The organism is Dorea ammoniilytica (assembly GCF_025567415.1).
Taxonomy (GTDB): domain Bacteria; phylum Bacillota; class Clostridia; order Lachnospirales; family Lachnospiraceae; genus Claveliimonas; species Claveliimonas ammoniilytica.
In genome coordinates, this window is the sequence record NZ_JAOQJV010000008.1 from 18,650 (window position 1) to 40,590 (window position 21,941).

Here is a 21,941-nt window from a genome sequence, read left to right on the forward strand (position 1 = left end):
GAACCGCCGATTTATATTTTCACTTTATTGACTTTCTTTTATTTATGGAAGTACTTCCTCACCATTGTTATACATGTTCACTACATGCTGGATACGATCCGCCGGATCCAGAATGTTTCCGATAGAACTGTCATGGTTCAGTGTATCGATCAGAAGCGCAAGATACTTGCTCATATCACAGTTAATGTAGTACGGCTTAGACAGAAGCTCCGGTGTCTGATAGATCAGATTTGTTGTCAGCACACCATTCAGAATGCCTTCTTCATACGCTTCATCAAATTTGTCCAGTCCGCTTGTAAACAGACCGAAGGTAGCTGCTGCATAGATTCTCTTAGCCTTGCGCTGCTTTAACTGTTTTGCCACATCCAGGATGCTGTCTCCTGATGAAATCATATCATCCAGAATTATCACATCCTTGCCTTCTACTGAAGATCCCAGGAACTCATGTGCAATAATCGGATTACGTCCATTTACTACGCGACTGCAGTCTCTTCTCTTATAGAACATACCCATATCCAGGTTCAGCACATTTGCAAGGTATACGGCTCTCTCTGTAGCTCCCTCGTCCGGGCTGATTGACATCATATGCTGACTGTCAATCTTCAGATCTTTAACGGTTCCCAGAAGTCCTTTTACAAACTGATAAGTCGGACGTACAGTTTCAAATCCGCTGAGCGGGATTGCATTCTGTACACGCGGATCGTGCGCATCGAATGTAATGATATTGTCTACGCCCATACGTACCAGTTCCTGCAGTGCCAGTGCACAGTCCAGAGACTCTCTTCCGCCTCTCTTGTGCTGACGACTCTCATACAGGAATGGCATAATGACATTGATACGTCTTGCCTTACCACCAATGGCAGCAATAATTCTCTTCAGGTTCTGATAATGGTCATCCGGTGACATGTGGTTCACGTGACCACTCATAGAATAAGTGCAATTGTAATTACATACATCTACCAGAATGTAGATATCTTTGCCTCGTACAGACTCATTGATAATACCCTTCGCTTCTCCGGAACCGAATCTAGGCACCTTTGCACTGAGCAGATATGAGTCCTTCTCATATCCTGAAAATGCGATATTATCCTTATACTCAGATCCATCCTCATGACGCCATTTGGCAAGGTATTCATCCACCCTGTTTCCCATCTCCTGACATCCGTCAAGTGCGATAATCCCCAAAGCTCCTACCGGGATATTGTCCAAGTTACGTTCGTTACGGCGCATCATCTGTAAGTACCTCCTAAAATTATTTTCTGCCCATAAGTTTCTTTTGAATTCGTATATCGTCTCCGGTAATCCGAAGTACGGTGTATGCACTGGTAATACGGGAAAACACCCTTTCCGAGTACATATTATTAAGATCATCCAGTGAAAGGTTCGTGGATATCATCGTAGACTTGTCACGCAGTAATCTTTCATTCAGACAGACAAACATCTGCGAGATGGTAAACCCATTTGCAAATTCTGTCCCAAGATCATCTATGAGCAGCAGATCGCAGTCATATATATGTTCATAATCCCGCGCTGCATCCTCATCCTTTTCAAACTGCTTCTTTGCAAAGATATCAAATAACTGGCTTGCTGTAAAGTATATTACGGAAAATGTCTGATCTAAAAGCTCCTTTGCCACACAGTGCGTCAAAAATGTCTTGCCCACACCAGTATCTCCGTAAAGCAGTAGATTGCCTCCATCCTTTGCAAAGTTCTGCGTAAATTCCTGACATGCCCTGACCGCTGTCTGGATCGCTTCTCTGGAAGATCTGCCTGTCAGCGGGTCGATATGGCTGTCCGAATAGTAGTCCATAGAAAATGTATTGAAATTCTCTTTTTGTAATATTTCCTGCAGATTGGACTGTGTATACATGTAATCTATAATTGCCTTTTTAAAACAATGGCACTTTTCTTTTCCTATATAACCGGTGTCCTTGCAATCCGGACAGGTATAGGATAATTCAAGATAATCGGTCCGATATCCAGCCTGGGTCAACAACAGTTTCTTTTCTTCAAAAAGAAGATGGAGATCTTCTTTTAATGCAGTAAGCGCACTCTCATCTCCATCCAGCATCCGGCGTGCCTGTCGAACACTAAGTTCCGAAATAGACTGATCCAGCTCACGAAGTCTCGGGATCCGATCATATACCTCTTCATAGCGTCCCCGCAGTCGGTTCTCATTATCCAATTGTCTCTTTTCATATATACGCATGAAATGATCATACTGCGAATTGGTAAGTGCCACTGCTCTCTCCTTGTCAATGTAAGAATTAATATATGAATCAATATGCTACCGGGTCTCGATCAGCTTTCTGGTAAGCTCATCCATATCCTGATACTTGCGTCCTTCAAAATTATTAAACTTGCTCTTCGCAGTACGGCTTGATGTTCTCGGAGCTGCTGTCTTCTTGGCTGCTTTTTCTTTCATATGTACCAGATCCAGTGCCTTCACATCAGCAATGTCTCTGACTCCCTTATCCATCCAGCTCTTCAGGATCGATTCCGTATAATCAAAACTCGGCTGATGGATCGTATTCATAGTACGATTACAGGCTTCCACGATCAGTTCCGGCGAAAATCCATACTCGTCATTCCATCTGGAAATATATGCCATCTCAGGCTCTGCCGGTGCCCGGCCTTTGATGCCGTATGCATTCAACACCGCATAGCTGTTCTTATTATACTTGCCGGACGCATCCTTAGCTTCCTTTACAGTCGTCACATGCTGGTCATTCCAGGACAGTGCAACTTTCTTAATATAATGTATGCTCTTATGCCCATTCTCTACGCAATATTCGATCAGATACTCGATCAGATCCGCTGACATTCCAAGTACATCGTAAAAATACACCAGTTCTTCTACTTCTGTCTTGGTCAGTGTCTTACCCAGATACAACTCTGTCACATGCGTAATCTCGCGGAATTCCTTGCGGTTCTTCTCACTCGGTGTCTGTGCAGACTTAGGTTCCGGTGTCACCGGACTCTCTGGCTTCTTCACCATAGAAATCACTGTCTGCGCTGCCTTCTTCGCCGGTGTCGCAGCCGCTTCTCTCTCCTGTGCCTGCGGTGCAGACTGAGCTCCGCTCTTGGCAACGTCAAGCAGACCTTTCTTCGTCCAGTAATCCAGTGCACGATTGACATCCTTCTCTGTACAGTCCAGAATATCGGCAATTTCCGACACACCAAGGTTCACAGACGGATCGCACTTGTAGCGCAATAATAAAAGGTATACCTTTACATACTCGCCATTCGCTTCTGCCATGTATTTATCTATAAATTCATTCTCAACCAGGGTTGCATAACCCTGTACGCAATTTGTCAAAGTTAATTTCGTCATCTCGATCTTCCTCGTCTCTCATCTCATAGCATACACATTATAGCATCGAGGAATAAACCGAAAAAGTTTTTTTTCACGCAAAATCTGTCTTTTTTGTGGATAAATTCATGTGGATAATGTGGATAACTAGTCCTGAAGGAGCTTTTCTCCTATATTTACAACATCTCCGGCTCCCATAGTTATCAACACATCCCCCTTCTGACATCTTTCCAGAACGAATTCTTCGATCTTCTCAAAAGACGGCAGATAATATGCGTCACAGCCTTTTTTCTTCAATGCTTCTGCGATCTGTTCTGCGGATACTCCCAGTGTATCCGTCTCTCTTGCAGCATATATATCTGCCAGAATCACATGGTCTGTTGTAGAAAGTGCATCAACAAACTCATCAAATAATGCCTTGGTTCTGGTGTAGGTATGTGGCTGGAAAATACACCACACTTCTTTATGCGGATAATTCTCTGCTGCTGTCAGTGTCGCCCGGATCTCGGTCGGATGATGTGCATAATCATCTATAATCGTGAATCCATTTTTAGCGCCTTTATATTCAAATCTACGATCCGTTCCACGGAACTCCTTCAGACCTTTCTGCATAGACACAAATGGAATACCCAGAATATCTGCTGCTGCAATGGCTGACAATGCATTCAGCACATTGTGCTCACCTGTCACAGAAAGTGCCATGCGTCCCATCTTCTGTCCGTCATGCATCACATCGAAGGAAGAATCTCCCACTTCGTCATGTGCAATGTCTGCTGCGCTGTAATCTGCGGACGGATCCGTGCCAAAGGTTACCACCTTACATGCCAGACCATCTGTAATCTCTTCCACATTCGGAATCTGCTGATTGATTACCAGCACACCATCTTCCGGAAGTAATTCAGCAAACTTGCGGAACGAATTACGGATATCCTGAAGGTCCTTAAAAAAGTCCAGATGATCCGCATCAATATTCAGGATGATCGCAAGCTTCGGAAACAGATGCAGGAAACTGTTGGTATACTCACACGCCTCCGCCACAAAGAGTTCCGAATCTCCAACACGGATATTACCACCAATTGCCTTCAGGATACCTCCTACCGATAATGTCGGATCCTGATCATCTGCCAACAGAATCTGTGACAGCATAGATGTCGTAGTTGTCTTACCATGGGTACCTGATACTGCGATCGGCATATCATAATTACGCATCAACTGACCCAGAAGTTCTGCACGACTGAGCATTGGAAGATTCTGTCTCTTTGCCTCCATAAATTCTTCGTTATCTTCATGGATCGCAGCTGTATATACTACTACATCAATTCCTTCTATAATATTGGACGCTTTCTGTCCATAAAACACTCTTGCTCCCATCTGTTCAAGATGGTCTGTCAGAGCTGACTCTTTGGCATCAGATCCCGATACTGCAAATCCCTCTTTTAACAATACCTCTGCAAGCCCGCTCATACTTATACCGCCAATGCCAATAAAATGCACATGGATTGGCTCTCCAAAATTAATCTTATACATTAATTAAAGCCTCCTAGCTTGTTCTATCTATCTTATTATAAACATATATTTAGAAAAATCCAAGCTGTAAACGTCATAAAACATCATGTTTCTCTTTGCAAAAATAAGCCACGCTTACTTTTGTAAATTTTAAACAATTTTTTTTTGCTATTTTATATTTTTTTGTAATATTTGTTCACATACAGATCAATCTATGCTATACTTGACATATATCATTATTAACAGTCATTGAGATGCTGTAACAATAGTGGGATAAAAAGAATAGAGGAATGCCGGCTAGAGCTATCGCCGGAGAAAGGAGCTGAATACGCCATGCAGATTACAGATGTACGTGTGCGCAAAGTTGCAAAGGAGGGAAAGCTCAAAGCTGTGGTATCTATCACTATGGATGAAGAGTTCGTAGTACATGATATCAAAGTGATCGAGGGGGAAAAGGGGCTTTTCATTGCAATGCCTAGCAAGAAGACAGCAGACGGTGAATATCGGGATGTTGCGCATCCAATCAACTCTGGCACAAGAGAGCGGATTCAGAGCATAATTCTCAGAAAATACGAAGAAGCTATGCAGGAAGATTTCCAGGAGACAGCATAGGTTTTGACATCAGAGAGAGGTATAATACTCGGGATCAGGTAACCAAAGAAAGGAGTCACTACTTCACGAACATCGTTTCATGAAGTGATGACTCCCTTTCTTTATAGTCTTATATCTGCATAAGCAATATTCATTTTTTTCAACAGGTCTCTTTCTCTGTGATGACAGGTAAATAAAAGCACCTGTCTTCCCGATTCTGCAAGCCACGCCATTGCTCGTTCCAGTCTGGTATCATCATAATATGCAAAGGTCTCATCCAGAATAATCGGATAATCTTCCGCATACAGAAGATCTGCTACCGCCATCCGCAACGCAAAATAAATCTGTTCCAGCGTTCCCTGGCTGAGCTGCTCTACCGCGATCTGCTGATTCTCATGCCATACATGCATGTGCAGAGAATCATCAATCACCAGGCGACTGTATCTTCCATCCGTCAGTTTCTCTATGACCGCAGATGCCTTACGGTTCAGCACCTGTTCCATCTGCTTCTGCATTTCCAAAGTCAGCATGTCCAGACGACTGATTGCCAGTATAAGTGCTTCTCTCTTACGATCCACTTCTCTGTAATCCATATTCATATGATCCAGTTCCCGGAGACTTTCCTGCAGATTCTCATATTCAATCTGCTTTTCCTTACACATATTGGTCAGTTGTTCTTTCTTCCACTGAAGCTTCTCTGTCGATATCAGTTCTTCCCCGACATCCAGTTCTTCTGTCACTTCTTCTGTCTTCGCTTTCCGCTTGCCAACCTTCATCCTGTTCCAGATATAGATAATTCCAAGCACGATAACTACAGTCGTGACCAGTGAATTCCACGGACCAGGCAATACACACAAAAGCAGGATACAGGCACCTATAATTGCCACAATTTCCAGTGGATGCACTCTCCACCTGGATGTCGGCACTTCTTCTGGCGGTTCTTCTTCCACTTCATCCACATCCCGGTACTGTAATTCCAGTTCTACTTCCTTTAACTCGCTGTCCATATAATGAATGTCTCTCCATATATGTGCCGCTTCCTGTTCTAAAGTCTCCCTCTTACGCTCTTTGCGCTGCAACATCTCCCTTGCTTCCCGGTCAGCTTCCTTCTTCTTCTCAAGCAATTCCGCTCTCGCTGCTGACACATCAATATCACTGTCTCCGGTCATATAATAACCGGTCGCATAATTCTTAAGTTCCGCAGCCAGTGCCTGGTTGGTCGCTGTATGAAGCTGCCCGATACACAGTGTGTTCTCATAAGACGACGCTGTCAGTCCATCCAATACCATCTCCAGGTCGCCATCCTCGGGAGATAATTCTTCGCCATCCGTCTCACAATATAACTTAACGCTCTTGGAATATTTGTCAAAGTTTCTTTGCAAACAAAAATCTTTCTCATTGCTTTGAAACCTCAGTTCTCCTGAATAATAATTACCGAATTCCCAGGGTTCATATCTGGAAAATGTATCCTTCGCCGACGCCCGTCCGCGTCCGCGCTCCAGTCCAAACAACATTGCCTTAATAAAAGTATGTATTGTAGTCTTGCCGGATTCATTCTCCCCACAGATCACATTGATCCCATCCTGAAGCTGAATGCTCTTATCATGAAATTTACCAAAATTCTTCAGTTTCAGTTCCCGAAGCTTCATGCCTGTTCTCTCCTTGTATCAAGCAGCGCCTGTACTCCTTCGCACAAAGCTGCGTATTCCGTGCTGTTCGCTTCTGCACCTTCAAAGCTTGCAATATAGCGCCCCAGCAGATTCTCCTGATTGCGTCCCAGCAGTTTCTCATAGTCATATGCCGGTCTGGTATGATCCGCAATCTCCAGCACATTTCCAAAAGTATCTATCTGGCTCAGATCAAATGCCACATCCGGATCACGTCTGCCTTCCAGACTCAGACAATACATATTCTGTACACCCCTCTGACCGATCAGTTCGTCAATCCTGGTATGCAGATCATAGCCAGTCATCTTCTCATCCACCGGTACATCCAGATGTACATATTCGCGCTCCGCATGTTCCACGAAAGAAATGCGGCATCCGCTCGGATCCAGAATCCCCCGCACAAATCCATGCGCGCCGATATCATTGCGATCGATCGGCTCCAACGCGCCAGCATATGCCATACGATTTGGAATCAGCACTTCTGGCTTGTGGATATGTCCCAGCGCCACATAGTCGAATCCAATCTCATCTACAACCGTTTTGCGGAATGGCAAATGAGATGCATCCCCGCCATGTGCCAGCAGAATATGATATCTGCAGATATCCTTTAACTCTATCTGCTCGTATAACGACTCCTGATTCTCTTTTTCATAATAGCTGCATCCATACACAGCCAGATTCATGGTCGGTAACTGAATACACGACACTTCATCCGATAAGATCATGTACACATTCTGATTCCACGTATAATTACGGTAATATGACTGCTTTTTAATATAGTCATGATTGCCCGCCACAAGCACCACCTGTGTATGCGGAATGCTTCCAAACATGGCATCCACTTCCTTCAGTTCCCGAAGCAGCGGCTGTCTGTGAAAAAGATCTCCTGCGATCAGCAGCAGATCCGTCTCCTCTCTGCGGCACACCTCGATCACTTTGCGAAAGCTGTCCCAGATCTCATTTTTTCTTTTTTCGCTGTACTTTTTTCCTGCGTCCGGACTTGCCCCTAGATGCACGTCCGCTATGTGTATGAACCTCATCGCTGTCTCCTTCTTCCTGCTTGTTCTTCGATGGCAGCGTTACTACAAACTGTGTCTTATTGTCATCACTCTTGGCTATGATCCGACCTCCGTGAAGCTCTACGATCTCACGGGCAATGGCAAGCCCCAGTCCTGCACCGCCTGTCTCTGTAGAACGGGAATCATCCAGGCGATAGAATTTTTCAAAAATCGTCTGCAGCTTGGCTCCCGGAATCTTCTTGCCTTCATTCTGAAATACAATCTCCACATCACCGCGCTTCATATGCGCATCAATGCGGATCGTCGTATTCTCATAACAGTATGCCACAGCATTTCTGAGAATATTGTCAAATACGCGTGCCAACTTGTCCGGATCTCCCTCAACTTCCAGATTATCCTCTGCTTCTACTTCACAGGTCAGATGCTTCTCCTGAAGCACTCCATACAACTCGTCTGCAATCTGCTCCAGCATCATAGACAGATTCAGATCCACCGGCTCCAGTTCAAATTCCTGCAGACTGAACTTGGTAATATCAAAAAACTCATTGATCAGATCACCCAGACGGATTGCTTTTTCCAGAGAAATGTGTGTGTACTTGGCACGTTCCTCTACCGACATATCCGGGTGGCTGTCAAGCATAGTCAGATACGCCACCACCGATGTCAGTGGTGTCTTCAGATCATGCGCCAAAAAGAGCACCATATCATTCTTACGCTTTTCACTCTCAACTGCTTCCAGCTCCTGCCGCTTCAAAGTCGCCTTGATCTCATTCAGACGGATCTCAATCGGCTTCAGCTCTGTGATCAGATGAATCGGCTCAGACGATTCCGACAGAATATTCTCTATGCCATCTCCCACCTGATCCAGATATCTCGTCATCTGCGTCAGTGCAATGTAGAAAAACAGCGCAAAAAGCAGAAGGAATCCCATGATCAAAAAGAAAATCTTGTTATTCCCGATCAGTCTCCAATATAAATGAATGGCGGTCTGTTCTTCCATATGAAAGGCTTCCATGAACTTGACAAACCCCTTTGCAAAGGAGTCGTTGTAAATTCCGTCCACCACATAATTAAGAAGAAAGCCGCCAACCAATACAGTCAGTGCCGTGATCAGCACCGTCTCCAGCAGAATACTGAACTTTAACTTACGATAATTATTCTTCAACTTTGTATCCTACTCCCCATACGGTCTTAATGAAATCCGAGTTACCGGTCGGTGCACTCAGCTTCTCACGGAGATGCCGGATATGCACCATTACCGTATTGTTACTGTTCTTATAGTACTTTTCATTCCATACTTTTTCAAATAATTCTTCCGAACTGATCACCTTGCCCCGGTTCTCACAGAGCAGCCACAGAATATCAAATTCAATCGGTGTCAGTGTCAGCGGTACCTCATTATAAATACATTCATGTGAGGTACGGTTCAGGAACAGACCTCCCACATCAATCACATCTCCGGCATCCTTGCCCACTTCGTTATACTGCGTATACCGGCGGATCTGTGCCTTTACCCGGGCAACAAGCTCCAATGGATTAAATGGCTTCGGCATATAATCGTCCGCCCCCAGTGTAAGTCCCGTGATCTTGTCCATATACTCGGTCTTTGCTGTCAGCATGATAACCGGAAATGTGTACTTCTCACGGATCTTCTTCAGGATCTGGAAACCGTCAATGTCCGGAAGCATCACATCCAGGATCGCCAGATCGATCTTCTTATCCCGGATGCAGTCCAATGCGTCCTGTCCTGTATAAAACTTAAATACCGAATACTGATCATTCTGAAGATACAGTTCGATAACATCTGCTATTTCTCTTTCGTCATCTACTACTAATATATTCATACGATTCCTCCTGTCAGTCTGCGGCATCATCATCTGTGATTGCTTATAACTCGCAATTGTTTACTGTTCTTGGGAATGGGATCACGTCACGGATATTGCTCATACCGGTCAGGTACATGATGCATCTCTCGAATCCCAGTCCGAATCCGGCATGGCGGGTAGAACCGTATTTGCGAAGATCCATGTAGAACTGATAATCCTCTGTCTTCATACCCAGTTCTTCCATACGCGCTGCCAGCTTCTCGTAATCGTCTTCTCTCTGGCTTCCTCCGATGATCTCACCGATGCCAGGTACCAGGCAGTCTACTGCTGCCACAGTCTTATTATCATCATTCATCTTCATATAAAATGCCTTGATATCCTTCGGGTAATCTGTTACGAATACCGGACGCTTAAATACCTGCTCTGTCAGATAACGCTCGTGCTCTGTCTGCAGGTCTACGCCCCAGGATACCTTGTAATCGAATTTGTCATTGTGCTTCTCCAGCATCTCAACAGCTTCTGTATAGGTCACTCTTGCGAAGTCAGAAGATACGACATTCTCCAGACGGTCGATCAGTCCCTTGTCTACAAATGAATTAAAGAACTTCATCTCTTCCGGTGCATTCTCCATTACGTAAGTAATGACATATTTCAGCATAGCTTCTGCCAATTCCATATTGTCTTCCAGATCTGCAAATGCGATCTCCGGCTCAATCATCCAGAACTCTGCTGCATGACGTGTCGTGTTAGAATTCTCTGCACGGAATGTCGGTCCAAATGTATAAATGTTGCGGAATGCCTGTGCATAAGTCTCTCCATTCAGCTGGCCACTTACGGTAAGGCTTGTCTGCTTGCCAAAGAAATCCTGCGCGTAATCTACTTTGCCGTCATCAGTCTTAGGCACATTGTCCATATCCAGTGTAGTTACCTGGAACATCTCACCTGCGCCCTCACAGTCACTTGCTGTGATCAGTGGTGTGTGAACATATACAAATCCTCTCTCCTGGAAGAATTTGTGAATTGCATATGCTGTCAGTGAACGTACACGGAACACTGCCTGGAATGTATTTGTACGTGGTCTCAGGTGGCTGATGGTACGCAGATACTCAAAGCTGTGACGCTTCTTCTGCAGCGGATAATCCGGTGCGGATGCTCCCTCGATCTGTACTTCTTCTGCCTGGATCTCAAATGGCTGCTTTGCCTGTGGAGTCGCTACCAGTGTACCCTTCACAATGATTGCTGCTCCAACATTCATCTTAGAGATCTCGGCAAAGTTGTCCAGCTTGTCGCTGTACACTACCTGTAACGGCTGAAAATACGTTCCGTCATTTACTACGATAAATCCAAAACTCTTAGAATCACGGATACTTCTTACCCATCCCCCAATGGTAATCTCCTGATCCAGATACTTCTCCTGGTCTTTATATAATTCTCTGATTGTTAACAAATCCATACCAAATAACTCCTTCTAAAATAGTATCATTATAAATGCTTTCTTATTATAGCACATAACGCAGGGTTTATGAACTCTAATTTTTAAGGGAACCGGCATTGCCGATTCCCTTATTGCACTTTATTTTAATAACAGCAATTTCTCTTCCGGTATCTTAAGCCACCCCGGCATACCTTTCTTTTCCAGCACATCCCACAGCTCTCTCTGTACGAACCAGCAGACATCCTCCTGTTCCTCTGATTCTTTAAGAAAATACTTATGTTCAAACGGCAGCTTTGCAACGCTGTCCACTTTTACTTTTATCCATCCTTCCTCCGGATGCTCTCCGTCAGCAAGCCAGATTGGTTCGAAATCATGCGCACGGATTCCCACATAACGGATATCCTCATCGATCTGCTGTCCCAGAGTAAACCGGATACCCCAGCCCGGCACCTGCAGATGATGCTCGTCTTCTCTGATGGCTTCCGTGATATTCTTACATCCGGTCAGCCTTGCTGCTTCTTTCCATTCCGGGCAATCAAACGTCTCTTCTGTGTTTCCGTGACACACCACTTTCCCCTGATCCATAACGATCAGTTCATCACTGAAACGGTAGATCTCATCCCGACTATGCGACACCAGAATAACGGTTCCCGGATAGTCCTCCAGCATCTGAATCAGTTCCTGCTGCAGTCTGTCTTTTAGAAATTCATCCAATGCGGAAAATGGCTCATCCAGCAGGATCACCTCTGGTTCATAAGCCATGATCCTTGCCAGTGCTGCTCTCTGTTGCTGCCCGCCGGAAAGCTCTCCCGGCAGCCGGTCTCCCAGTCCGTCCAGCTGGAACTTGGTGATCATCTTATCTGCGATCTGCTCCTGCTCTGCCTTGCCGCATTTCAGCCCCGCCATAATATTCTTACGCACAGACATGGTCGGGAATAATGCATAATTCTGGAACAGATAGCCGATCTTCCTCTTCTGTGGCTTCACATTGATCTTCTGATCTCTGTCATACAGCGTGCGTCCTTCCAGCACGATCCGCCCCCGATCCGGTGACTCAATTCCGGCAATGCATCCTAGCGTCATACTCTTGCCACAGCCGCTTGCCCCCAGGATGCCGATCCGCCTGCTGTCACTCTTCACTTCCATATTCAGATGGAATCTTCCCAGTGTCCTGCTGATATTTATCTCAATCATACTCTCTCCCACAGTCCGCTCTTGCCGCCGGATTTCCGGAGCAGATGGACTTCATTGATTTCCATACCTTTATCTACTGCCTTGCACATATCATAAATGGTAAGCAGTGTTACATTTACACCAGTCAGTGCTTCCATTTCTACGCCCGTCTTACCTGTCGTTTTTGCCGTACATCTGACCTCAATCTCACAGGTCTCATCGTGACAGATAAATTCCACTTCTACTTTACTGAGATTCAGGATATGGCACAGCGGAATCAGCTCTGCAGTCTTCTTGGTTCCCATGATGCCTGCGATCCGCGCCACGCCCAGCACATCCCCTTTCTTCATGTCACCGGCTTTCACCTTTGCATAGCATTCTTCTGACATACGGATACGCCCCGACGCTATCGCTTCTCTTACCGTATCCTGCTTCTCACTGACATCCACCATAATCGCTTCGCCCTGTCCGTTAAAATGTGTAAACTCACCCATAACCTGTCCTCTTTCTTACCAACGTTTGATATTTTTCATTTTCCTGCCGGAGATCAGATTCATCAATACAATCACACCGAATGCAATCAGCATAACGATGATGACCCACACTCCCGCCGTCATATAGTCGCCATCCTGCACGACCATGGCTATCCTCTGGGAAATGGTTGCCGTCTTTTTCGGAATATTGCCTGCAAGCATGGACGTTGCTCCATACTCACCAAGCGCTCTTGCAAATGTCAGGATCGTTCCGGATATGATTCCCGGTCCTGCCGTTGGCACCACCACTTTCCAGAAAATGGCCATTTCACTCATACCAAGTGTTCTTCCTGCATAGATCAGATTCACGTCCACCTGCTCAAATGCCGCTCTGGCATTCCGGTACATTAATGGAAATGCGATTACCGTTGCTGCGATAATACATCCAAGCCAGGTCTGTACGACCTTAATGTCAAATGTCTCATACAAAAAGATTCCCACCGGTCTTCTTCTGCTGAATAACAGCAGCAGGAAAAATCCGGCTACCGTAGGCGGCAGCACCATAGGAAGCGTCAGAATTCCGTCCGCCACCGCTTTTACCCCTGGTTTTGCCTTGATCACCTTACGTGCCGCATAGATGCCGAGAAAGAAAGAGATGATGGTCGCCACGATACCCGTCTTGATTGATATAAACAGCGGACTCCAGTCCAGGTTATTCAAAATCTCCATAATCTCTTTCATCTCGATCGTCTCCTTACTTTAATCATTCGTTTATTACTCTACATCTGTATCGAATAAATATTTCTCATATACTTCTTTTGCCTTATCTGATGTCAGGAAATGCAGGAAATCCAGTGCTGCTTCACTTTCCAGATCATCGGCTTCGTCATTCTTGATCTGAGCGACCGGGTAGATAACGTCTCCTGTCAGGTCATAGCCTACTACCTGCAAAATCTCAAGCTTGTCTTCCAGTCCGTATGTGTCTGATTTATATACGGTCCCCACTTCGTTAGATCCTTCTGATACAGCTGCTGTTACCGCACCAACATTGGCACACTCGTTGATCTCGATTCCGCCGAGTGCATCCGATACTTCCTGTGTTGTGATCGCAGATACATCATCAACCTTATCCAGCATACCTGCATTTACCATAGCCTGGCGTGTGTATTTACCAACCGGAACACTTCCATCAGCCAGTGCAAAGCTTTCAGCCTTGTCAATGTCTTCCAGTCCGGTTACCTTCGTGTCGCTTCCTTTGTATGTTACCACACATACCTGATTGTTGACTACATTTGCACGGGTTCCGTCTACTACAAGCTCGTCTCCTTCGAGCTGATCCATCTGCTTCTGTGCTGCTGAGAAAAACAGGTCACACGCTGCACCCTGCTCAATCTGCTCCATCAGAGTTCCTGAACTGTCATAGCTTGCTACAACCTCTACATTCGGCTGCTCCTCATTATACATAGCAATCAGCTCATCGACTACGCCGTTCAGACTCTTTGCTGCAAAGATCGTAATCGTGGTGTTTTCAAACTGCTCTCCGTCACTTTCCTTGTCTTCGTCCTTTGCTGTGTCCTCTGTCTTGGCATCTTCTTTCTTATCATCGGAACTTCCGCCACATCCGGCAAGTCCCAATACCATCACGCCTGCTAACATTGCTGCTAATACTCGTTTCTTCATGATTGTCCTCCTTATTATGATTTTCTATTCTTAAACCGTTCCACTTTCAAAAATCTAACGATCGTAAGCCAATGTATTATTTATCTTTCTCGAGAAAGATGTGCCTATCCGTTACTATTCACAGTCCTCCACGTCTATCTGGCACACTCCCCTTCACTGCCTCTTAATATTCCAATCCCGTGATCCAGATGCGGAAGCAGAAATTCCAATGCCTCCTGCACTGCCTTCGGACTTCCCGGAAGGTTAATGATTAACGTCCTTTTCCGGATACCCGATACTGCTCTGCTGAACATTGCTCTCGGCGTAATCGTCATCGAATAATTGCGGATTGCATCGGCGATACCATTTGCCATACGGTCACAGACTGCAATTGTCGCCTCCGGCGTCACATCACGCTCAGCAAATCCCGTACCGCCCGTGGTAAATATCACATTGATCTGACGCTGGTCTGCAAGCCGGATCAACTGTTTCTCCAATGCAGGCTTTCCATCCGGAAGAAGTAATGTCTCCTTCACATCGTAGCCTGCCGATTTAATCATCTCCACAATCTTCGGTCCACTCTTATCTTCCCGCTCTCCGGCAGCACCTTTATCACTCAGTGTGATCACTGCTGCGGTAAATGGTCTGTCTTTCTTCGGTGGAATCATGGTAATCTCATCACCCACTTTGATATGTCCAGGCTTGACTACTTCGGTAAATACGCCTTCTCTCGGCATGATGCAGTCACCCATCCGCTTGTAGATCTGACAGTGGCTGTGGCATTCCTTTCCGATCTGCGTCAACTCCAGCACCGCATCTCCGATCTGGAATCTGGTTCCCACCGGAAGCGCCCGAAGATCGTATCCTTCTACGATCAGATTCTCGCCAAATGCGCCAAAATCTACTTCTGCACCTTTTGCCCGGAAATCTTCAATCTTCTCAAAGGACAGCAGACTCACCTGCCTGTGCCATTTGCCGCCGTGAGCATCTCCCTCGATTCCCCAATCCTTAACCAGATTGGCTTCCTGTATCTCATGCTTCTCTGTACCGCGCTTTTCACTGATACAGATGCCTAATATCTTTCCCATCTGTTATCCCCCTATCTGAACCATCTTGTGCTGTTCTGTAATATCCTCTTCGACATCAAAACAGTGCTGCTTTGGTTTCATCTGTATAGCTTCCTGTAACTTTTCCCGAATATCCGAATCCGTTCCATACCTGGCTGCATCTTTCACAGACATTGTATCTCTGTAACAGAGACAAGGCTTCAGCTCTCCCGTCGCCGTCATACGTATCCGGTTACAGTTACTGCAGAATACTCCATGGATTGCACTGATGAATCCCACACTTCCAACGAATCCGGGAATGTGATAATATACCGCCGGTCCATTACCATGCACACGATCGTCCTTACAGACTCCAGGATACTGCTTCTGAATTTCTCTTAACAGGTCATCATTGGAAATTCCGTCACACTCTCTTCCTTTTCCAATCGGCATCATCTCAATAAACCGCACATCAATCGGCCGTCTCTCTGCGATCTCCAGAATCTTCTGCCATTCATCTGCATTTTTATCCTGTTGCAGCACTACGTTTACTTTCACTCTGAGTCCGCTATCAACCGCTGCATCTATCGACTTCAATACCTCCGATAACTGATCAAATCCTGTGATCTCCTCAAACCGTCCGCGATTCATCGTATCCAGACTGATATTCACCGCATCCAGTCCTGCATCCAGAAGTTCGCCCAGATATTCGGAAAGCAGTATTCCGTTCGTCGTCATAGTCACCTGCTCTACTCCCGGCAGTTTCTTAATCTTGCGGATCAGGTCTGCACATCCGCGTCTTACTAACGGTTCTCCTCCGGTGATCTTAAAACGGGTAATACCAAGTTCCACCGCCTGCCTACAGACCCTCAGGATCTCCTCAAATGTCAGGATCTCGCTCATTGGAAGTAATTCGATGCCGTCCGGCATACAGTATTTACAACGCAGATTGCAACGGTCGGTAATCGATATTCTCATGTAATTAATATCTCGTCCCTGCAAATCTTTCATAATCTTCCGCTTCCCAACACCATTGTTACTCAATCACTTCCAACAGCACATCTACCATGCCACCACATACCATGCCTTCGTCTTCTGCATCATTACCGGTCAAATCTGCCTGACAGATTCTTGCCTGTGTATCATCACTTCTCAGCAGAAGCAATGCTTTCTGCAGTACCGCTGACTCCATACAGCCACCGCCAATGGTTCCAATACAGTTGCCATCTGCGAGCACCAGCATCTTCACACCGATTCCCTGCGGTGCCGATCCCTTTCTTGTAATAATCGTTGTCATGACCTTTCTGCCCGGATATTTTTCGGTATCCGTAATGGCTCTAACCATTTCTTTAGAATATCCAAAGGTACGTTTTTTCTTATTTTTCACTTCAATAATCTCTGCCATGATCGCGACGCCAATCTCTTCCGGTGTCTCAGCGCCGATATCCAGACCGATTGGTGTATAGACTGCATCTAATACCGCCTTATCCGTACCTTGTTCTTCCAGAAGCTTTTTGACCAGTGTTGTTCTTCTCCGACTTCCGATCATACCGATATAGGCATGTTCTTTCTCTGCGATCTTTTCCAAGCACGCCTGATCATACCGATGTCCACGGGTCACAATTACAAAATATGTATCGGAACTTCCCGGCACTTTGTCAAGTCCCTCTTCAAAAGGTTCACAGATTACATGACTTGCCCCGGCTCTTCTGGCATTGTCTGCAAATTTGGGCCTGTCTTCCAGTACGGTTACTTCCCAGCCCATCATTATACCAATTTTGATCACGGGCATTGACACATGACCGCCTCCACAGATGACCAGCTGTTTTTCCTGTCCCAATGTGTCACAAAACACCCGGCTGTCTCCTATTGTAACCACGCCGCTGTCCTGCATCTGACAGACTGCTTCTTCATACTTTGAAAGGAAGCCTTCTTCATTACTCTCCCAAATCAGCTTTCCATCTGATACCAGTGCCTTCTCTCCCAGATATTCTCCATCCAGCACAGTCAGCACCATATTCACACTGCCTGCCTCGCAGTTATCTATTGCTTCAAATAACTCTCTCATTGATCCATTCCTCAACTTTCGCTGATCATTTTCTGATATTAATCCCTGATAGTCCGACAGTTATCTGCTGCCACATTTGCCAAATCCACAATTCGGGAATGTACATGTCGGACAATTCAAGCACAAACCACCTTCGCCCAGCAGATCCAGATTTTCCTTTGTCAGAATCTCTCCTGCCATAATTCTCGGCAACACTAAATCAAACACGGTTCTCTTGGCATACATGACACAACCAGGCAATCCCATCACAGGCAGATCTCCTCCGTAATATGCCAGCAAGAACATCGCTCCCGGAAGCACCGGTGCGCCATAGCTTACCACATTGCCGGTTACATTCTTAATTGCAAGCGGCGTTCTGTCATCAGGATCTACGCTCATACCGCCGGTACAAAGTATCATGTTGCATCCCCTTCGCAACAGATCATGAATCGCATCCTCGATCATCTCCGGATTATCATCACAGATCTCATGCCCCTCGATCTCTGCTCCATATTCAGTAACCTTATCAACGATCACCGGCGTAAATGTATCCTGAATCCGTCCGTGATACACCTCGCTTCCGGTCGTCACGATTCCGACTTTCTTATGTTCATAGGGAAGAATCTGAAATATAGGCTCCTTTCCGGCCACTTCCTTTGCACGGTTCATCTTCTCCTCTTCAATGACCAGAGGAATCACTCTCGTGCCCGCGATCTTATCTCCCTTTTTTACCGGGAAATTGCCATGACGGCTGGCAATCATCATCTCGCCAAGTGCATTCACTGCGCGAAGTTTTTCACCATTGATCTTCAATACACCGTCACAATCCGCGATCAGTTCAATCTTACCTTCCTTCACTTCAGATGGATGCATGTGCTCACCCTGGCTGATCTCCCGAAGAATCTCTGCCGCCTCATTCTCATGGAGCATGCCCACTTCCTTTTCCCATACATATAGGTTCTCTTTACCCACAGACAGGAGTACCGGAATATCTTCTTCCGTCACGATATGACCTTTGCGAAATACCGCATCCTTCGTCACACCTTTGATGATCTGTGTAATATCGTGGCACAATACATGTCCCACTGCATCTTCTGTCCTGATTAATTTCATTACCGAATCCTCCTGTACTGCTATTCTCTGTTCAACCAGTCTCCGCCAAAATATTTATCAAATGCTGTTTCCGTATATTTCTCAATCTCAGCTGTCATATAGCGGTAATTCTCTATCAAAAGTTTACCTTCTCTCGTCAATTCAGCTCCGCCGCCCCCGGCTCCACCAGTCCATCTGTGCACTGCCGACACTCCAAGCTGCCGTTCGATGCCTCTCAGCATCCTGCTGCCCTTACTATATGAAAGTCCCATCTCCATGCACGCCGATTGCAGGGAACCTGTCTGCTCAATCAGTTCCAGCAATTCACACACGCCCGGTCCAAAAAATTTGTCTTCTGCCCTTAATTCTACCTTAATATGTGGAAACATTTGCTCTCCTTATCCGTTCGTCATTTAAAAACCGAACGCTTTTCTAAGCATTTATTATGCTATATTTTCTTCTCAGTTGCAAGAAGGAAATTAAGCAGCTTAAATTAAACTATACTAACACAGGCTATGATTAATCAAACAACTTTTATTAGTAATCAAAACGTTTGATTAATCACAGCCTGCGATTCTTACATTATTTTTTCAATTTATCTTTATAATACGTCTCTGCGGTATACAATGCCGCTACCGGATTATGCCCTAACACACGATCCTTTGTCACCGCTGTCGTACACAACGCATCCGAATATTTGTAAAACAGACTATCATGTCCAACGCACAATCCCACGACCACATTCAATTCCGTGCCAGCTTCATTCAGCATCTTCGCCTGCAGAATCGGATTGCACATATTCACTCCCACTGCATTACATTCCTCCGGGATTCCCACCGATGTCTTCTTCTGTGCACCTGCCTTACAGGCAATGCCATACACTTCGAATCCATTGTCCCGGAAAATACGTGCCAACGTCCGACTCTCATTCAACAGACCTACGCATGTTGCAATGCCAAGCTTCTTCATATGCATATTTTCCGCAAATGCCATGATCTCCTGCACTCTGGTGTACTGACAATAATGCTCGTACTCCACTCTCGCTGCCGCAACGGACACTTCCCGGTTCTCTTTCTCTTCATAACAGGCCATTGCATCCGCAAGTACCTCATCCGGCATATGCTCTGTTGCACAGAACTCCGGATACTTTCCTTTACCTGTGTTACATTTCTTTATAGCACAGTCCACACATGAATGTTCCATCCTGATCCCCATCCTCTCTCATTTCACATTCTTACATCTGCCCGCATCTGCAATCATCGGATCACATCTGGTGTCTCACGATCTTATAGTCATCATTTGACCGATAATACGGACATTCTTTATAATTACTGTTCACGAACCGGTAATACTCATCCTCGTCCAGATTCACATCACAGTAATATTCTTCCTCGTCGTCATCATATACATAATTTGAACAAAACTCACAGCTTGCCGCCATATTATACTCCTCCATTTACTGATCTTCTTTTCTCGATATTGGTAGACCATATGCCTTAACTATACTATAATAAAAGAAAAAGCGAAAGAGGTGGCTACTATGAAATATGAAATCCAGGGCGAAACATTACCGGTTGTTATCTGTCAACTGGCTGATGGAGAACGCATGATTACAGAGGGCGGCGCCATGTCATGGATGTCTCCGAATATGAAAATGGAAACAACCAGCAACGGCGGCATCGGCAAAGCATTCGGGCGTGCAGTCAGCGGCGAGAAAATGTTCCAGAATATCTACACTGCAACGAACGGTAACGGCATGATCGCATTTGCATCCTGCTTCCCGGGATCTATCCGCGCATTCCAGATTACACCAGGTAATGAGATGATCTTCCAGAAGAAATCATTCCTCGCCAGCGAAGCAGGCGTTACACTCTCCATGCATTTCCGTAAGAAGATCGGATCCGGTCTCTTCGGCGGTGAAGGCTTCATCATGCAGAAGGTCAGCGGTCAGGGCATTGTATTTGCCGAATTCGACGGACACGTAGTGGAATACAATCTTCAGCCCGGTCAGCAGATCATCGTCGACACGGGACACCTTGCAGCCATGGATGCCACCTGTAATATGGACGTACAGGCTGTGCCTGGCATGAAAAATATGCTTTTCGGCGGTGAAGGCATCTTTAACACTGTCATAACCGGACCGGGACGCATATGGCTCCAGACCATGCCGATCAGCAATGTAGCCGGAGCAATCCGTCCATACATTCCAACCGGCAAATAATATATAACATTAAAAATGACTTCTTTCCTGTTCTCTTTCAGGTAAAGAAGTCATTTTCATAACATTATTATTTTCTATAACATTCCCAGTGATTCTACATCCAGATACCAGGAGCCTCTTATCTTAATCAGCGGTATGTTCTCTACCGTATCCTGGCTGAATCCAAGTGCAGTGATGGTAAATTTAACGCTAACGTTCTTGGCAGCCGATACTCTGACACCAGCCTCCTTGTACTCTTCTTTCAGACTCTTTAACTCATCACCTTTGACATCTTGTGCATCCTGAATCTCATAGTCTACATCTACTGCCGCACCGATCAGATTACTTCCCAATGAATCGTTCCATTCATTCTGTAACAATTCATGTGCCTGCTCCAGAAGTTCCTTCTTAGATCCGGTATATCCTTCCTGCTCCAGTGCATATACAACTACTTCCTTAGGAATCAGATCAAAAAAAGCCTCGATATCAGCATCATTCATTGCATCCACCATATCTTCGATCGTATCTTCGTAACTTCTGCCACCAATTCCAATTACCCGGGTAAAAAATACCGCTGAAGCAATCAATGCTACCACAACCACTGCTACAATCGCAATCATCGCACCGTTGCGTTTGCCCTTAGGCTTACGCGGCATCGCTCCCGGCTGTCCCATCGGCGGCGGTGTCGGATTCCCATTCTGTCCACCATTCACGGAACCACCACCGTTCACAGATGGTCCACTGCTCATCGGTGTACCGCAGTTACGACAGAATCTCGCATCATCTGGATTTTTCGTACCACACTTTCTACAAAACACTCTCTCGTCCTCCTCTTCTCACGTATTTCAACTCTCATCCTGTCATGAATACCATTTGTTCAAATAATATTGCATG

23 protein-coding genes are annotated in these 21,941 nt (G+C 45.6%); 2 read left to right on the forward strand and 21 right to left on the reverse strand.

Annotation, left to right across the window (positions count from 1 at the left end):
- Positions 1-42: 42 nt before the first annotated feature.
- The 4 genes from OCV65_RS07615 to murC all read right to left on the reverse strand — a co-directional run bounded on the left by OCV65_RS07615 (position 43) and on the right by murC (position 4,840).
- Positions 43-1,233: a ribose-phosphate pyrophosphokinase gene (locus OCV65_RS07615; RefSeq protein WP_262581554.1), complete on the reverse strand. Its 1,191-nt coding sequence runs from the start codon at positions 1,231-1,233 to the stop codon at positions 43-45.
- Between the two features lie 19 nt (positions 1,234-1,252).
- Positions 1,253-2,242, reverse strand: a complete 990-nt coding sequence (locus OCV65_RS07620; RefSeq protein ID WP_262581555.1) for an ATP-binding protein — start codon at positions 2,240-2,242, stop codon at positions 1,253-1,255.
- 45 nt (positions 2,243-2,287) lie between these two features.
- Positions 2,288-3,334, reverse strand: coding sequence for a DnaD domain protein (locus OCV65_RS07625; protein WP_262581556.1), 1,047 nt, complete (start codon positions 3,332-3,334; stop codon positions 2,288-2,290).
- 126 nt (positions 3,335-3,460) lie between these two features.
- Entirely contained in the window at positions 3,461-4,840 is a 1,380-nt protein-coding gene (murC, locus tag OCV65_RS07630; RefSeq protein ID WP_262581557.1) for a UDP-N-acetylmuramate--L-alanine ligase, read from the reverse strand.
- Positions 4,841-5,152: 312 nt separating this feature from the next.
- On the opposite strand from murC, the gene spoVG reads away from it, so the two are divergent.
- Positions 5,153-5,431, forward strand: a complete 279-nt coding sequence (gene spoVG / locus OCV65_RS07635) for a septation regulator SpoVG (protein ID WP_262581558.1) — start codon at positions 5,153-5,155, stop codon at positions 5,429-5,431.
- A gap of 101 nt (positions 5,432-5,532) precedes the next feature.
- Here spoVG and OCV65_RS07640 read toward each other — a convergent pair whose 3' ends face one another.
- The 16 genes from OCV65_RS07640 to OCV65_RS07715 form a co-directional block, all read right to left on the reverse strand.
- Positions 5,533-7,059: an ATP-binding protein gene (locus tag OCV65_RS07640; RefSeq protein ID WP_262581559.1), complete on the reverse strand. Its 1,527-nt coding sequence runs from the start codon at positions 7,057-7,059 to the stop codon at positions 5,533-5,535.
- Positions 7,056-8,117 (reverse strand): metallophosphoesterase family protein, encoded by a 1,062-nt coding sequence (locus OCV65_RS07645; RefSeq protein WP_262581560.1) that lies wholly within the window; start codon positions 8,115-8,117, stop codon positions 7,056-7,058. The genes OCV65_RS07640 and OCV65_RS07645 overlap by 4 nt, the downstream gene beginning before the upstream one ends.
- On the reverse strand, positions 8,035-9,261 hold the full coding sequence (locus OCV65_RS07650; RefSeq protein WP_262581561.1) for a sensor histidine kinase: 1,227 nt from the start codon (positions 9,259-9,261) through the stop codon (positions 8,035-8,037). Before OCV65_RS07650 ends, OCV65_RS07645 begins: the two co-directional genes overlap by 83 nt.
- A complete protein-coding gene (vanR, locus tag OCV65_RS07655; protein ID WP_262581562.1) occupies positions 9,251-9,940 on the reverse strand; it encodes a VanR-ABDEGLN family response regulator transcription factor in 690 nt (229 codons plus the stop codon). Before vanR ends, OCV65_RS07650 begins: the two co-directional genes overlap by 11 nt.
- Before the next feature lie 43 nt (positions 9,941-9,983).
- Positions 9,984-11,375, reverse strand: a complete 1,392-nt coding sequence (gene asnS, locus OCV65_RS07660) for an asparagine--tRNA ligase (RefSeq protein ID WP_262581563.1) — start codon at positions 11,373-11,375, stop codon at positions 9,984-9,986.
- Between the two features lie 120 nt (positions 11,376-11,495).
- The gene (locus tag OCV65_RS07665) at positions 11,496-12,551 is read right to left on the reverse strand and encodes a sulfate/molybdate ABC transporter ATP-binding protein (protein WP_262581564.1); all 1,056 of its coding nucleotides are present in this window, start codon (positions 12,549-12,551) and stop codon (positions 11,496-11,498) included.
- Positions 12,548-13,024 carry a cyclic pyranopterin monophosphate synthase MoaC gene (moaC, locus tag OCV65_RS07670; RefSeq protein WP_262581565.1) on the reverse strand — a complete coding sequence of 159 codons (477 nt, stop codon included), beginning with the start codon at positions 13,022-13,024 and terminating at the stop codon, positions 12,548-12,550. The genes OCV65_RS07665 and moaC overlap by 4 nt, the downstream gene beginning before the upstream one ends.
- Positions 13,025-13,039: 15 nt before the next feature.
- Positions 13,040-13,744: a molybdate ABC transporter permease subunit gene (modB, locus tag OCV65_RS07675; protein ID WP_262581566.1), complete on the reverse strand. Its 705-nt coding sequence runs from the start codon at positions 13,742-13,744 to the stop codon at positions 13,040-13,042.
- A 33-nt stretch (positions 13,745-13,777) separates the two neighbouring features.
- Positions 13,778-14,683, reverse strand: coding sequence for a molybdate ABC transporter substrate-binding protein (gene modA / locus OCV65_RS07680; protein ID WP_262581567.1), 906 nt, complete (start codon positions 14,681-14,683; stop codon positions 13,778-13,780).
- A 134-nt stretch (positions 14,684-14,817) separates the two neighbouring features.
- Positions 14,818-15,750: an MOSC domain-containing protein gene (locus OCV65_RS07685; protein ID WP_262581568.1), complete on the reverse strand. Its 933-nt coding sequence runs from the start codon at positions 15,748-15,750 to the stop codon at positions 14,818-14,820.
- 3 nt (positions 15,751-15,753) lie between these two features.
- Complete coding sequence (gene moaA, locus OCV65_RS07690; protein ID WP_262581569.1) at positions 15,754-16,719, reverse strand: GTP 3',8-cyclase MoaA; 966 nt, start codon at positions 16,717-16,719, stop codon at positions 15,754-15,756.
- 25 nt (positions 16,720-16,744) lie between these two features.
- Entirely contained in the window at positions 16,745-17,776 is a 1,032-nt protein-coding gene (locus OCV65_RS07695; protein WP_262581570.1) for an XdhC family protein, read from the reverse strand.
- A gap of 60 nt (positions 17,777-17,836) precedes the next feature.
- On the reverse strand, positions 17,837-18,868 hold the full coding sequence (locus tag OCV65_RS07700) for a molybdopterin-binding protein (protein WP_262581571.1): 1,032 nt from the start codon (positions 18,866-18,868) through the stop codon (positions 17,837-17,839).
- 20 nt (positions 18,869-18,888) lie between these two features.
- A complete protein-coding gene (locus tag OCV65_RS07705) occupies positions 18,889-19,236 on the reverse strand; it encodes a winged helix-turn-helix domain-containing protein (protein WP_262581572.1) in 348 nt (115 codons plus the stop codon).
- Between the two features lie 193 nt (positions 19,237-19,429).
- Positions 19,430-20,050, reverse strand: coding sequence for a DUF1847 domain-containing protein (locus OCV65_RS07710; RefSeq protein WP_330666902.1), 621 nt, complete (start codon positions 20,048-20,050; stop codon positions 19,430-19,432).
- A 61-nt stretch (positions 20,051-20,111) separates the two neighbouring features.
- Complete coding sequence (locus OCV65_RS07715) at positions 20,112-20,303, reverse strand: DUF6472 family protein (RefSeq protein ID WP_147345571.1); 192 nt, start codon at positions 20,301-20,303, stop codon at positions 20,112-20,114.
- Positions 20,304-20,387: 84 nt separating this feature from the next.
- Between OCV65_RS07715 and OCV65_RS07720 the strand changes: the two genes are divergently transcribed.
- A complete protein-coding gene (locus OCV65_RS07720; RefSeq protein WP_262581573.1) occupies positions 20,388-21,068 on the forward strand; it encodes a TIGR00266 family protein in 681 nt (226 codons plus the stop codon).
- A gap of 74 nt (positions 21,069-21,142) precedes the next feature.
- On the opposite strand, the gene OCV65_RS07725 is transcribed toward OCV65_RS07720, so the two are convergent.
- Positions 21,143-21,865: a zinc ribbon domain-containing protein gene (locus OCV65_RS07725; RefSeq protein WP_262581574.1), complete on the reverse strand. Its 723-nt coding sequence runs from the start codon at positions 21,863-21,865 to the stop codon at positions 21,143-21,145.
- Positions 21,866-21,941 lie beyond the last annotated feature (76 nt).

Coding starts and splice junctions, on each gene's coding strand:
- OCV65_RS07615 (WP_262581554.1), bottom strand. CDS start 1,233: ATGATGCGCCGTAACGAACGTAACTTGGACAATATCCCGGTAGGAGCT.
- OCV65_RS07625 (WP_262581556.1), bottom strand. CDS start 3,334: ATGACGAAATTAACTTTGACAAATTGCGTACAGGGTTATGCAACCCTG.
- murC (WP_262581557.1), bottom strand. CDS start 4,840: ATGTATAAGATTAATTTTGGAGAGCCAATCCATGTGCATTTTATTGGC.
- spoVG (WP_262581558.1), top strand. CDS start 5,153: ATGCAGATTACAGATGTACGTGTGCGCAAAGTTGCAAAGGAGGGAAAG.
- OCV65_RS07640 (WP_262581559.1), bottom strand. CDS start 7,059: ATGAAGCTTCGGGAACTGAAACTGAAGAATTTTGGTAAATTTCATGAT.
- OCV65_RS07645 (WP_262581560.1), bottom strand. CDS start 8,117: ATGAGGTTCATACACATAGCGGACGTGCATCTAGGGGCAAGTCCGGAC.
- vanR (WP_262581562.1), bottom strand. CDS start 9,940: ATGAATATATTAGTAGTAGATGACGAAAGAGAAATAGCAGATGTTATC.
- asnS (WP_262581563.1), bottom strand. CDS start 11,375: ATGGATTTGTTAACAATCAGAGAATTATATAAAGACCAGGAGAAGTAT.
- OCV65_RS07665 (WP_262581564.1), bottom strand. CDS start 12,551: ATGATTGAGATAAATATCAGCAGGACACTGGGAAGATTCCATCTGAAT.
- moaC (WP_262581565.1), bottom strand. CDS start 13,024: ATGGGTGAGTTTACACATTTTAACGGACAGGGCGAAGCGATTATGGTG.
- modB (WP_262581566.1), bottom strand. CDS start 13,744: ATGAAAGAGATTATGGAGATTTTGAATAACCTGGACTGGAGTCCGCTG.
- modA (WP_262581567.1), bottom strand. CDS start 14,683: ATGAAGAAACGAGTATTAGCAGCAATGTTAGCAGGCGTGATGGTATTG.
- OCV65_RS07685 (WP_262581568.1), bottom strand. CDS start 15,750: ATGGGAAAGATATTAGGCATCTGTATCAGTGAAAAGCGCGGTACAGAG.
- moaA (WP_262581569.1), bottom strand. CDS start 16,719: ATGAAAGATTTGCAGGGACGAGATATTAATTACATGAGAATATCGATT.
- OCV65_RS07695 (WP_262581570.1), bottom strand. CDS start 17,776: ATGAGAGAGTTATTTGAAGCAATAGATAACTGCGAGGCAGGCAGTGTG.
- OCV65_RS07700 (WP_262581571.1), bottom strand. CDS start 18,868: ATGAAATTAATCAGGACAGAAGATGCAGTGGGACATGTATTGTGCCAC.
- OCV65_RS07705 (WP_262581572.1), bottom strand. CDS start 19,236: ATGTTTCCACATATTAAGGTAGAATTAAGGGCAGAAGACAAATTTTTT.
- OCV65_RS07710 (WP_330666902.1), bottom strand. CDS start 20,050: ATGGAACATTCATGTGTGGACTGTGCTATAAAGAAATGTAACACAGGT.
- OCV65_RS07715 (WP_147345571.1), bottom strand. CDS start 20,303: ATGGAGGAGTATAATATGGCGGCAAGCTGTGAGTTTTGTTCAAATTAT.
- OCV65_RS07720 (WP_262581573.1), top strand. CDS start 20,388: ATGAAATATGAAATCCAGGGCGAAACATTACCGGTTGTTATCTGTCAA.